The sequence below is a fragment of the Ilumatobacter sp. genome (assembly GCF_041688325.1).
Lineage (GTDB): Bacteria > Actinomycetota > Acidimicrobiia > Acidimicrobiales > Ilumatobacteraceae > Ilumatobacter_A.
On the sequence record NZ_JBDNIJ010000078.1, the window covers coordinates 1 to 12,703 of the forward strand.

Here is a 12,703-nt window from a genome sequence, read left to right on the forward strand (position 1 = left end):
ACGATTCCGGTCGGCCCTTCGTACTCGGATCGTTGAAGCTCAAATCGTTCGATGAGTCCCTCGTCGGTGGCGGTTCCGATGAGGGGCACCGGGCGCGAGTGCGGGACGTCGGCGAGCAACGCGCCCAACGAGATCGCCATGGTGACGCCGAAGGTCTCGCAGATGCCGAGGATCTGCTCGGAGAAGGTGCGCCACCGCAGGGCTGGTTCGGGGCCGAGCACCAAGATCACGTCGGTGCCAGGCAACGAGACTGACCACACGCCGACGGTCGGCCACACGATGGTGCGCTGGTTGTCGCTGTCGAGTTTGATCTGCGGGCGCACCGTGGCGAAGTCGGTGAACGGCTCAGGGTCGATCTCGGCGATTGCATCGGCGCCCCACGCTTCGATCATCGTTCGTAAGGCGGTCGACGCTGCATCACCGGCGTCATTCCAGCCGGTGAACCCAGCGATCAGTACAGGTCGCGTCAATGACGGTTGCTTCTGCCAGCGAACGTGCTCGGACCCCACGGTTTCCACGCTACCGTCCCTTCACCGTGAGCGACTTCAACGACTCCTCAGCAGCCGACGCCGATACCGCGGTAACGATCGAGGCGGTCACGGTTGTCGACGACGAGTTGGTGGCAGCATTCGCCCATCTGATCCCGCAGCTCTCGTCGTCGTCGCCCGCGCCGGACGCCGATCAACTGGGGCTGGTCGTGCACGGCGACGACACGGTGTTGTTCATTGCCCGCGTCGACGGATCGATCGTCGGCAGCCTGACGCTTGCCTTCTACCGCATCCCGACCGGCCTGAAGTCGTGGATTGAAGATGTCGTCGTCGACGATGCTGCACGCGGTCATGGAGTTGGCCGCAAGCTGAACGAAGCAGCACTGGCCGAAGCCAAAGCACGCGGCGCAAAAGACGTCAGCCTCACCAGCCGGCCGTCACGCGAAGCCGCCAACCGCCTGTACCAGCGCATTGGCTTTGAAGCCCGCACCACAAACCTCTACCGCTTCAAATTCTAGAGATCGGTCCAGATCGCCCGATTGCGGCGTTGCGTGAACTCCTCATTGAGCAAGCTCAACGTCGTCGTCACGCGCCTTGCACTCGAACGATCTGATCCCGACTCAGTGGATTCATTCTGGAATTGAATCGCGCTTGCGAACGGGGCCCGGAGGCCAGTTGGTTCGACCTCGCAGCTCTTTAGTTGGGTCGGGCTTGGGCTCTTCGTAAGTCTTCGGCGGCTTGCCGCACTTGCCAGTCGCGGTCTTCTAATGCCTGCTCGATGGCGGCTTCTACTGCTGGGCCGTCAAAGGGGGCGAGGGCCAGGACGGCGCGGCGGCGAACGGCGGGTTTGTCGCTGCACGCAGCGATGATCACGTCGACAGCGGCCGGATCACCGATTGCTCCGAGCGCGGCGACAGATGCCTCACGGACGAGCGGTTCCTCGGCGTTTTGGGCCAGTTCCAACAGGCGTTCGAGCACTGCAGGTCGATTCGATTCGTGTTCCCCCGTGGTCCACGCCGCCATCTCAACCACGTTCACGTCGGGATCGGCAAGCAGCGGGACGAGGTCGACCGACCGATGCGTCGCGGCCAGCTCGGCGGCGCGTCGGCGAACGCGAGGGTCGTCGTCGCTAAATGCTTCGACTAATTGCTCGTCGGCCAGTTGACCGAGCCGCTCGAGGGCCCCCAACGCTGTGGCGCGAATGTTGCCGTCGTCGCTGGCGAGCCCGGCCGTGGCGGTGACGACGTCACCCTGATGGCCTGCGACAGCGACGTCTCGGCGGGTCGGTCCGGTCATTGCTTCAACAGATCGGTCAGGGTGATGATGGTAAACGCCAATGCGAACGCAATGACGACGGCCAGAACGGCGCCCATGACGACAGCGATGGCCGAGCTCGCGACCAGAGCCCAGACGCGGCGGACCACGTTTGGGCGCCTGTAGAGCCCCACGGTGGTCTGCGCGACGCCGATCGGCACCCAATTTCTGCGAACAACTGGCGCCTTGCGTGGTGTTCGGGCCGTGGCTCTGGCAGTCTTCCTCCAGCCGGTCCCCAGCAGGGCAACTATTGCGAGCCCGACCATCCAACCGGCCTGAGTGGTGAGATCTGTGACCGACACAACAAACAACATTGTACTCAACACTCCGATGGTCCCACCGGGCACGCTGGCGCCCAACGGCCCGAACGTTGAGTTACCGCGGGCCAAATGGCTCGGACGGCTCGGGTGGCTGCTCGGCGGCTTGGGTCTGATTGCGATGGCGGGAATCGTCACTGCATCATTGGCTCCGGCAACTCTTGTGGCGGAGAAAGAGAACCGTCGCTTGATGGAGTTGCAGCCGGCGCCGTTTGCGCAGACCCCGGCCTCGGCCGAGTCGGTGAACGAGCGCGTCGTCTTCGGTGACCTTCCCGACGAAGTCAAACGATTCGAGACCAACGGAGACTTCTTCTTCGTCACGGTCAGCGCCCCCAAGCAGTCGCTGCTGTCGTGGTTCGCTGGTCGAGGTGACCCTGCGATCGACCTGCTCACCGCTGAAGACAAGTTCGGTGTTCGGACACCGTCGCAGCGCCGCGAAGCAGCGTTGCAACAGATGCGGACAGCGTCTCAGGAGGCGCAGTTCGTGGCCCTCACCGCCGCTGGCTACGAGCCCGAGATCAGCCTCGGCGAAGTCGTCGTCGAAGAAGTCCTCTGCCGTGAGATCGGTGACGACGGACTGTGCGCCGAGTTCTTCCCGTCGGACCTTGCCATTGATCCGTCCGACACGATTCTCGAAGCTGAGGGCATGGAGCTGAACTCGGTCGAAGACCTCTCCGCCGTGCTCGAGGGCAAGTTGCCGGGCGACACGATCGACCTCAAGATTCGTCGCCCCGACGTGGGCATCCTCGACGTGACGGTCGAACTCGCTGCGGCCCCGGACGACCCCACCCGCACGATCATCGGATTCCGTCCATTCGACACCCGAGTCGTCACGCTGCCGTTCCAGGTTGATATCGACACCGGCCGGATCGGTGGCCCATCTGCTGGCCTGGCGTTCACGCTTGCCTTGATCGACGAGCTGACCGACGGTGAGTTGACCGGTGGGCGAAACATCGCCGTGACTGGCACCATCTCACTCGACGGCTCTGTGGGGCCGATTGGTGGCTTGTCGCAGAAGGTCAACGCGGTCCACCAACATCATGTCGACGTGTTCCTTGTGCCGGCCTCGCAGCGTGAATTAGCCGAAGGCGAAGGCGAGCTCCGCAAGAAGCTCACCGACGCAGGCCATGGCGATGTTGAGATCATTCCGGTGGCGACGCTCGAAGAGGCGCTCCAAGCACTGGAGGACTTGGGTGGGGACCCGCTGGTTCCCGTCGACGTCACTCTGAGTTGATTGCCACCATCTCAGCTGTTGAGACGCGTAGTTTCGTTGTATGGCCATGTCCATTTCGCGTCCCGACCCCCAATCGCCGTCGTCCATCGCCGATGCGTCGTTCGGCACGTCACGCCGTGGGTTCGATCAGGCTGAGGTCAAGGACTTTCTGAGAATGGTCGCAGCCGAGCTCGGCCGCATGCGCGAACGCGAGCGTTTTCTCGAACATGAACTTCGCGCGGCCCAGTTTGATTCGGGCGCTGCTGCTCCGGTTGACGACGAGGCGATGACTCGGTTGCTTGGTGAAGAAGCCATGCGCGTGCTCATCACCGCCCGCGAGAGCGCCAGCGAGATCCGCCTGAAAGCCGAGCAGTCAGCAGCACAGATGCTGAGCGAGGCCAGCGACGAAGCCAATCGTGTGCGCGAGGAAGCCGAGATCGAGGGGTCGCGCCGACGTGGCGACGCCGCAGCCGATGCTGAGGCCGAACTTTCGATGGCCAAGCAGCAGGGCCGCGAGATGGTCAATGAGGCCCGTGCCTACCGAGAGCGGGTGCTGAGCGAACTGGCACGTCGCCGAGAACTGGCACGTGAACAGATCGAACAACTCATCCACGGCCGCGACCGTCTGATGCAGGCCTTTGAGCGGGCTCGCCTTGTGGCCGTCGACGTCGTTGCCGAGATGCAGCCGCTCGGTGAGCCTGACGAATACGTGAACCTCACGCCGACCACCGGGCCGCTTCCCGTCATGATCGCGAACTCGCGCCGCCCCGCAGCGACAGCTGCTCTGCCCGTCGTTGCTCTTGCCGACGTCGAGGTTGCCGAGGCACCTGTCGCTGAGCTCGAAGCGGACCAGGAAGGTGCGCCGGCTGCCCCGAGCGGCGCTGGCGTACTCCGTGTCGTTGAGGACATCGTGGAGCCCGCCGAAGACGCTCAAGTTGAGGTAGCCGACGACACCGCGTCAGCAGACGACACCGCGTCAGCAACGGACAACGACAGCGCAGTCGAAGAGGCCATCGGCGAACCAATCGTCGACGTCGACGGAGTGGCCGACGAGACCGACATCGCTGACATCGCTGACATCGCTGACATCGCTGACATCGCTGAGGTCGCTGACATCGCTGAGGTCGCTGACATCGCTGAGGTCGCTGAGGTCGCTGAGGTTGCTGAGGTCGCTCAGCCGAACGACGACGACCGCGATGACGACCGCGATGACCGCGATGTCGTTGTCGATCTGTTTGCTCGCATCCGGGCCGACGTGCCGACAAAGACCGAGTCTGCAGCTGACGAAAAAAACGTTGAAGTTGTTGAAGTTGTCGAAGTCGCTGAAATTATCGAAATTATCGAAGTTGTTGAAGTCGCTGAAGTCGCTGAAGTTGATACCGACGAAGTTGATGTCGAGTCGGCAATCGAGGCAGCAGCCGTTGGTTTTGCCGAACGTGACGAGGTCGTCACGCCCTTAATTGTGTCGAGCGCGAAGAAGTTGAAGCGGGCGCTCGCCGACGAGCAGAACGACGTCCTCGATGCGCTCCGTCGCGGCGAGTCGGTGCACGAACTCGACGAGATGATTCCGGCAGCGCGCGAACACCTCGCCCGCTACACCGCCGCCATCGCTGACGATCTCGAGAGCGCCGTCCAGCTCGGTGGCGCCACATCGAGAAACGGCACAACCAAGCTGCGTAAGGGTCTCGTGACCGAATCGGTTGGCGCTGCGAATGGCGCTGTCGAGCAGTGGCTGGTCGGGCCGTTGCGTGATCGCCTCGCCCGTTGCATCGCAGAAGGCGCCGGCGACAATGCGGTCGTCACCAAGAAGGTCCGTTCCGTGTACCGCGAATGGAAGACCCAACACATCGATGAGAGCCTCGATGACGTCTTGCGTCGGGCCCACGGCCGTGGCGTGCTCGCTGGTTTTGCACCCGACACGCCCATCATGTGGGGAGCCGATCCGCGCTTCCCTGCGTGCCCCGATTGCGAAGACAATGTGCTTGCTGGGGCCATCACTGCAGGCGACGAATTCCCGACCGGTGACCTGTTTGCTCCCGCCCACCAAGGGTGCCGCTGCCTGTTGGTGGCTGCTGACCGATAATCTTTGCGCCAATGCGGCGCTCACAAGACCTTCCGGTCGATCGCCCACGACGCCGGTTTACCGGCCGTGGCATCCTGATTGCACTCGGCGGACTGTTCATGTTCGTCTTGATCTTCGGGCGTGCGATCGCTCGCTTCTACGTTGACTATCTCTGGCACGACGCCCTCGATCGCGGGGATGTCTTCTGGGGTGTGATCGGTGCGAAATTCGCGCTGTTCGCGATGTTCTTTCTGTTTTTTGCGGTGCTGGCCTGCGTCAACCTCTTCATCGCAGACCGACTTGCGCCCACGTCGTTCCCGGCCAATGTGCATCCGTACGTCGAACGATTCCACGAAGTATTCGGCAAGCGACTCCGCCTCGTTCGCTATATTTCGGCCCTCATCCTCGCCGTCTTGATCGCGCTGCCAGCTGTGGCGCAGTGGCAGCTCTGGCTGCTCTTCCGAAACTCCAAGTCGTTTGGCACGCCAGACCCGCAGTTCGGCGCCGACGTCGGTTTCTACGTCTTCCAGCTGCCCTTCTTAACGTTCCTGCTCGACTGGATGTTCGTCGCCGTCGTCCTTGTCCTGCTCTTCACCGCAGCAGCCCACATCTTGAACGGTGGCGTCGTGTTCGTCTCACCGGCCCCGGTGATCCGCAACGCAACAAAGGCACACGTGGCGGTACTTCTTGCCATCCTGGCCGTGCTGAAGGCTGGCGACTACTGGCTGGATCGTTACGAGCTGACCAACAGCACTCGGGGCATCGTCGACGGTGCCACCTACTCGGTTGTTAATGCGCAGATTCCTGCGATCATGCTGCTGATCCTGATCGCCGTCCTGACCGCTGGCCTGTACCTGTCGGTGATCAAGACCAACTCGTGGCGTCTGCCGCTGCTCGCCTCGGCGCTCTGGCTGGTCGTCTCCATCGTTGGCGGTGTGATCTATCCGGCCATTGTCCAGTCGCTCGTTGTGGATCCGAACCAGGAAACCCGTGAAGCGCCGTTCATCGGACGCAATGTCGATGCGACCCGCGAAGCACTCGGCCTGACCAACGTCGACATCCGTGAAGTGCAGTTCGGCGCGCTCACTGCTGCCGAAGTCGAGGCTGACATCGATCCGCTGACCAACGTGCGCCTGCTCAGCCCGGCCGAAATGGAAACCCGCTTCCTCGTCGACGAGGGCCAAGTCGCTGGACTGAGCATCGAAGACCTCGACGTCGACCGCTACGAGCTCGACGGCAAAGTTGAAGAGGTCCTCGTCGCAGCCCGCGAGCTTGATCTCGGTGGTGTCACCAACCGCAGCTGGCAGGGCATCCATCTGATCAACACTCGCGGGTGTGGCCTTGTGGCGGCGCCGACCAGCAAAGTCCAATCGAACCAGCGGCCCGACTACCGGACGCTCGAACTCGATCGCCCTGAGCTGTACTTCAGCCCGACGCTGAGCGGCTACGGCATTGCCAACACCGCATCGAGTGAACGCGAATGTGATGAGCCTCACAAGTACGAAGGCAAGCTGGGCGTGGCAATGAACTCGTTCACTCGCCGTGCGGCCTTTGCCCTCGCCTTCCTCGACTACAACGTCGTTGGCTCGGGTGCAATCCAGGCCGACTCCCAGATGCTCTGGGTGCGCAACGTCATCGACCGCCTCAACAAGCTGGCGCCCTTCTTGTCATATGACGCTGACCCCTACCCGGTCGCCGTCGACGGTAAAGCAGTGTGGGTGGTCGACGGCTACACGACCTCGTCACGCTTCCCGTATGCCCAGTCCATTGGCGCCGTGCAGCGCTCACCGCAGTCCGGGCTGTCCAACAGCGACAACTACGTCCGCAACAGCGTCAAGGTTGTTGTCGATGCGTACACAGGCGACGTCACCTTCTACATCGTCGACGACGTGGACCCGATCCTCAAGGCGTGGCAGAGCGCGTTCCCTGACCTGTTCACTCCTGGCGACGAAATGCCTCAGGTGATTCGGGAACACCTTCGCTATCCGGAAGATCTGTTCCGCATCCAGACCGATGTGTACTCGAAGTACCGGCTCGACCCGGCGCTGTTCTTCCAGCGCGACGGCAACGCGTGGTCGGTGGCTCAGGCCCCCAGCGCAACGCCGGCGAACAACACGCGGACGACCACCGATGCCGCCACGGAAGCTCCTTCTGCGGCCGCCAACACATTCGCCACCGAGTCGAACGCCGAACGCTTCACTCCGTATTACACGGTCTTTGACACCAGTAAGCCCGGGGAGGAGCGCAAGGAAGAATTCGTCATCCTTCGCCCATTCGTGCCGTTCTCGACGGGGGACACCCGTACCCAGTTGCAGGCGTACATGACGGCGTCGAGCGACCCTGATACATATGGCCAGCTGACTACGTACGTCGTGCAGGAACGCAACGGTCAGCTTCCTGACGGGCCGCTCCGTGTGGCAGGCAACGCCGAGTCACAGTCGGAAATCTCTGACCGCATCACACTCGACAACCAGGATGCTGGCGGCACCAAGGTGCGCTTCGGTGACCTCCAATTAGTTCCCGTCGGCGACGGTCTGATCTGGGTGAGGCCGTACTACGTCGCAGTTCCGCAGGAGACCGGCACAGTTCGCTCTGTCAGTGAGTTCCGCTTCGTCATTGTCTCGAACGGCAACAACTCGGTGCTGGCAAGCACGATCACCGAAGGGGTCCGACGGCTGTTCCCCGGCTTCGAAGGTGATGTCGGTGACGTCCTCGGCGTTCCGACCGAACCCAGCGATGTTGTTCCGGTCGTCCCAGTCGAGGACGGCGGCATCGATGTATCTGGGCTGCCCGTCGACGCTGCAGAGCTGTTGACGCTTGCCGACTCGCTCTTCGACGAAGCCGATGACGCACTCGCCATCGGTGACCTCGGTGGGTACCAGGCAAAGGTCGAAGAAGCCCGTGCTCGCCTCGCCGATGCACTCGCCATCCTCGAAGCCGGCTGACCCCTCTCGGCCAAGTCATCCGAGCGGTGGGTCTCGGACAGGCTGGGTCGGCGGAACTCTCATCGCCTCACGCCGCTTGCGCCGAGCGGTGAGTCTCGGACCTTATTGTTCGGGTAAGCGTCGGTTGGAGATCAGTGGGCGGCGGAACAGCTCGGCCAGTTCGGCGAGGTCGGCGCGGAACTGGATCTCGTAGCGGGCCTGCTCGGCAGCGAGCTTCTCGGTGCTGCGCTGGACTGACCCGATTGCTTCTGTGACGAGTTCGTTCGCGGCGACAGCGTCGTCGGCTGACGGCTCTTTGTCGGTATCGGCCTGATCGAGAAGCACATCGAGGTCGTTACTCAACTCGGTCAGCTGGTTGGCCAATTCGAGCGACACCTTGTTCATTCGGTTGTCGAGCGCCGACATTTTCTCGGCCATTTCGCTGACCTGATCCTGTACGGCCTGGACGTCGGCAGCGCTCGTGGTGTTGGCGTCGTTCGGAATGGCTGTGGTTGCGGCTGCGGCGCGGAGTTGATCGGCGAGCTCGGCGAGTTCGGTGGCGCGAGCCTGTTCGCTTTCGACGCGTGCAACGTCGGCGTCGCTCAAGGCTGCTTGAGCGGCATTGATGCGTCCGTTGTGATCAGTGATCGAACCGGCGAGTTGGTCGATGCGTCCGTTGTGGTCGGTGACCGAACCGGCCAGTTGGTCGATGCGGGCGAGGAGTGCGTTGATGCGGAGGTCCGGTCGTGGGAGCGGCGGAACCTTCTTCGACTCGACCTCGAGCCGGTCGGCGAGTGCACGAACCTGATCGGAGAGTTCGGTGACCGCACCGAAACGATGGCCGACTTCGCCGACCTGCTGGCCGACCTGGCTGACCCGATCATCGACGGCGCCGATGCGCTGTGTGGCGTCGCCAACTCGGGCGTCGACTTCGCCGACTCGCCGGTCGAGATGTGCGCTGACCACATCGAGGGAATCGACCCGCTGGTACAGCAACGAGTTCGTCTGATCGACGGTGTCGACCATCGAGAGCAGCTCGGCCTTCTGCTGATCGGACGCATCGAGTCGCTGTTTGAGGTCAACGAGTTCGGCACGAAGAATGTCGATCTGATTCGGTTCGTCGTTTTTTTTTCGGAAGAGTCCCATGGGCCAAACCAAAATCTAGCTGACTACTGTTGGGTCATGGCTGGCAAAGACACTCCGAACAAGATCCTTCTCGAAGAATCGCAAATGCCGACCCAGTGGTACAACATCGTTGCTGACCTGCCGACGCCGCCGCCTCCGGCGCTCCATCCGGGTACGCATCAGCCGGCCGGCCCTGAAGATTTCGCGCCGCTGTTCCCGATGGCGCTCATCGAGCAAGAGGTGTCGACCGAGCGTTACATCGACATTCCTGGCGGTGTTCTCGATGTCTACAGGCTGTGGCGTCCCAGTCCGCTGTTCCGTGCGAAGCGCCTCGAAGCGATGCTCGACACTCCGGCACGCATCTATTACAAGTACGAGGGTGTCAGCCCGGCCGGTTCGCACAAGCCCAACACGGCGGTGCCGCAGGCGTATTACAACCATCAAGAGGGCATCACGAAGCTCACGACCGAAACCGGCGCAGGCCAGTGGGGTTCGGCGCTCGCCTTCGCCACTGCCCAGTACGGGATGGAGTGCGAGATCTGGCAGGTTGCTGCGTCGTACAAGCAGAAGCCGCACCGCAAGACAATGATGGAGATCTGGGGCGCCACCCTGCACTCGTCTCCGTCAAATCTGACCGCATTTGGCCGGTCGCTGCTTGCCGAGAACCCCGACCACACGGGCTCGCTCGGAATCGCCATTTCCGAAGCGGTGGCGATGTGTCTGGAAGATCCCAACGCCCGCTACGCGCTCGGCTCCGTGCTCAACCACGTGTTGATGCACCAAACAATCATTGGTGAAGAGGCCCTGCTGCAACTCGCCAAGGTCGAAGAGGTGCCCGACGTGCTCGTTGGCTGCACTGGTGGCGGTTCGAACTTCGGTGGCCTGGCGTTCCCGTTCCTGCGCGAAAAGCTCGCAGGCAGGATGAACCCGATCATCCGCTGCGTGGAGCCGGCGGCGTGCCCGACGCTGACCAAGGGCGAGTACCGCTACGACTTCGGAGACAGCGCTGGCATGACACCGTTGATGAAGATGCACACGCTCGGCCATAGCTTCGTGCCGGAGCCGATCCATGCGGGTGGCCTGCGCTACCACGGCATGGCGCCGCTCGTTTCGCATGTGTACAACGAAGGGCTCGTCGAGGCGATCTCGATTCCGCAGCGTGAGTGCTTCGCCGCCGCCCTCGATTTCGCCAAAGCTGAGGGCATTATCCCGGCCCCCGAGCCGACGCATGCCATCGCTGCTGCGGTGCGCGAGGCGCTGGCATGCAAGGAGAGCGGTGAAGAGAAGGTCATCCTCACGGCTCTGTGTGGGCACGGCCATCTCGACCTGGCCAGCTACGAAAAATACCTGTCGGGCGACATGGTCGATTACGAACTACCTGACGAAGCCATCGCCGAAGCTATGAAGACCGTCCCGGTTGTCGGATAGTCGTCCGCGAGCCGGGCGCATCGGGCGAATCGTTTCAGAGGACGAGAACGAAGTCGCCGGGGTCGCCGGCTGACGTGGGTTTGAAACCCATGCGGTGCAAATACCGATCGTGGATGTCGGTGGTCGCCTCGGCTCGAAGCTGCGTGATGCCATGCTGGCGGAACACGTTCGACCCGCGTCCGTAGAGCCAGTCGCCGAGCCGCGAGTCCCGGTAGGCGGCGAGCACATAGTCGAGGTCGACGGTGAGCGTGTCGCCGTTTTGATGGCCGATGAGCACGCCGGCGGGCAATCCGTCGCGAGTGAGGACGAGGGCCAAGACGTCATCGCCGACGGGCATGGCGAAGTCGGGCTGGAAGGTGCCGATGTCGCTCGTGTGAAAGCGGATGAAGTCGAGGAGGAACGGTGAATCGGCCGGGATGTCGGACACGCCGAGATCGATGGCTCCGGAGCGGAACTCTTTGGTCAGGAACCAGATGTTGATCGCGGCGATGGCGATGTTTGTCACCATGATCGGCGTCGACTCGATCAGGAAGCCGTAGGTGAAAAACGTGATCGAGCCGCAGAACGAAAGCAGCCGCAGGCGGACAACCGAACTCATCGTGAGCGACGTGACGACTATCGCCGACGCCGCGTAACCGAGGACTTCGGTGCCGGCGAGGGCGATCATGCAGCGGCTTCGGATGCAGCTTTGACCGCAGGCTTGGTTTGGCCGCGCACGATCATTGCCAACGCACCGATCACGCAGGCCATCGCGATGCCTTGCAACGCTGTGACGGCCTCACCGAGGATGATCCACGCGAGTGTGGCGGAGGCGACGGGGATGAAGAGCGTGAACGTCGACCCGACCCAGAGAGGAATCCGCTGGAGCGACCAGTTCATCAGAGAATGGCCGACGATGCCGGAGCCGATGATCATCAGGATCAGCCAGCCCCAATTGGAGGCGTTCGGCCACGATAGGTCCTGTCCGAGGGGGAGCCCGATCACGAGGCAAATCGCTGCCGTCCAGATCGAGGTGCCTGCGGTGAACTCGGTCGATGTCATCGTCGAACGGGACTTCTTCGATGCGATGAAATACGCGCTCCACGAGAACATGGCGCCAACGGCGAGCAGGTCGCCCCGCAAGCTGGTGACGTCGTCCGTTGTTGCGCTGGTGACGACCACGAACGCTCCAGCGAGGGCGACGAGTGACCAGAGGGCGTCGCGTGGTCGGATTTTCTCGCCGAAGAAGCGGGCCGCGATCACGCCCACCAAGATCGGTTGCAGGGAGCCAATGGTCGTGGCGTTGACGACGCTCGTTGCTTTGACAGCTGAGAAGAAGAACACGATGTCGGCACCGAGTGCGATGCCACCCCACATCGACTTGCGAATGATCTGCACCCTGAACGGCACGCCGCGGGCACGCATGTAGAAGGTGAGGCCGATAAAGAAGACGAAGAACCGGTAGGTACCGATCGCCAACGCGTCCATGTCGAGGTACTTCGCGAGGATTGTTCCGGTCGACCACGCGGTGACGGCAATGCCTGCGCCGAGCAACCCACGTGGGGCCTCGCTTGCAGCGGCTGCGCCGGCGCTGGTTTCTATTACTGCGGTCACGGGCGCAACGTATCTGTTCAGTTGGCGCTGAGGGCTTGTTGGGCGGTGCTCACAGCACCCCGCAGGGGCTCGCCCTGCCCGCCCCAGGCCGTCCGCGGCATCGTTCTGAAGAAGCCGGTTGTGTTCGCATCGCGACGGCTCTATCATGGCATCACTGTTCGCCGCGGGGTGGAGCAGTTCGGTAGCTCGTCGGGCTCATAACCCGAAGGTCGTAGGTTCAAATCCTACCCCCGCCACCA

At 62.6% G+C, this 12,703-nt stretch carries 11 protein-coding genes and 1 tRNA gene; 6 read left to right on the plus strand and 6 right to left on the minus strand.

Annotated features, from left to right (window positions below; genetic code table 11):
- On the minus strand, positions 1–509 hold a 509-nt coding region (locus tag ACH2EI_RS05540; RefSeq protein WP_395159385.1), incomplete at its 3' end, for a PAC2 family protein.
- Between the two features lie 26 nt (positions 510–535).
- Here ACH2EI_RS05540 and ACH2EI_RS05545 point away from each other — a divergent pair.
- Positions 536–1,006: a GNAT family N-acetyltransferase gene (locus ACH2EI_RS05545; protein ID WP_395154994.1), complete on the plus strand. Its 471-nt coding sequence runs from the start codon at positions 536–538 to the stop codon at positions 1,004–1,006.
- Positions 1,007–1,184: 178 nt separating this feature from the next.
- Here ACH2EI_RS05545 and ACH2EI_RS05550 read toward each other — a convergent pair whose 3' ends face one another.
- Complete coding sequence (locus ACH2EI_RS05550; protein WP_395154995.1) at positions 1,185–1,784, minus strand: HEAT repeat domain-containing protein; 600 nt, start codon at positions 1,782–1,784, stop codon at positions 1,185–1,187.
- Positions 1,781–2,104 carry a hypothetical protein gene (locus ACH2EI_RS05555; RefSeq protein ID WP_395159387.1) on the minus strand — a complete coding sequence of 108 codons (324 nt, stop codon included), beginning with the start codon at positions 2,102–2,104 and terminating at the stop codon, positions 1,781–1,783. The genes ACH2EI_RS05550 and ACH2EI_RS05555 overlap by 4 nt, the downstream gene beginning before the upstream one ends.
- Here ACH2EI_RS05555 and ACH2EI_RS05560 point away from each other — a divergent pair.
- The 3 genes from ACH2EI_RS05560 to ACH2EI_RS05570 are packed head-to-tail and all read left to right on the plus strand — an operon-like array spanning position 2,094 to position 8,339.
- Positions 2,094–3,353: a S16 family serine protease gene (locus ACH2EI_RS05560; protein WP_395154997.1), complete on the plus strand. Its 1,260-nt coding sequence runs from the start codon at positions 2,094–2,096 to the stop codon at positions 3,351–3,353. The two genes, ACH2EI_RS05555 and ACH2EI_RS05560, sit on opposite strands and share 11 nt — an antisense overlap.
- A gap of 40 nt (positions 3,354–3,393) precedes the next feature.
- Entirely contained in the window at positions 3,394–5,415 is a 2,022-nt protein-coding gene (locus ACH2EI_RS05565) for a DivIVA domain-containing protein (protein WP_395154998.1), read from the plus strand.
- Positions 5,416–5,426: 11 nt separating this feature from the next.
- Entirely contained in the window at positions 5,427–8,339 is a 2,913-nt protein-coding gene (locus ACH2EI_RS05570) for a UPF0182 family protein (RefSeq protein WP_395154999.1), read from the plus strand.
- 102 nt (positions 8,340–8,441) lie between these two features.
- On the opposite strand, the gene ACH2EI_RS05575 is transcribed toward ACH2EI_RS05570, so the two are convergent.
- Positions 8,442–9,464, minus strand: a complete 1,023-nt coding sequence (locus ACH2EI_RS05575; RefSeq protein ID WP_395159389.1) for a hypothetical protein — start codon at positions 9,462–9,464, stop codon at positions 8,442–8,444.
- Positions 9,465–9,500: 36 nt separating this feature from the next.
- On the opposite strand from ACH2EI_RS05575, the gene ACH2EI_RS05580 reads away from it, so the two are divergent.
- Complete coding sequence (locus tag ACH2EI_RS05580) at positions 9,501–10,871, plus strand: TrpB-like pyridoxal phosphate-dependent enzyme (protein WP_395159391.1); 1,371 nt, start codon at positions 9,501–9,503, stop codon at positions 10,869–10,871.
- Between the two features lie 34 nt (positions 10,872–10,905).
- On the opposite strand, the gene ACH2EI_RS05585 is transcribed toward ACH2EI_RS05580, so the two are convergent.
- Both ACH2EI_RS05585 and ACH2EI_RS05590 read right to left on the minus strand, forming a co-directional pair.
- Complete coding sequence (locus ACH2EI_RS05585; protein WP_395155002.1) at positions 10,906–11,538, minus strand: hypothetical protein; 633 nt, start codon at positions 11,536–11,538, stop codon at positions 10,906–10,908.
- Positions 11,535–12,464 (minus strand): DMT family transporter, encoded by a 930-nt coding sequence (locus ACH2EI_RS05590; RefSeq protein ID WP_395155003.1) that lies wholly within the window; start codon positions 12,462–12,464, stop codon positions 11,535–11,537. The genes ACH2EI_RS05585 and ACH2EI_RS05590 overlap by 4 nt, the downstream gene beginning before the upstream one ends.
- Before the next feature lie 162 nt (positions 12,465–12,626).
- On the opposite strand from ACH2EI_RS05590, the gene ACH2EI_RS05595 reads away from it, so the two are divergent.
- A tRNA-Met gene (locus ACH2EI_RS05595) sits at positions 12,627–12,703 on the plus strand.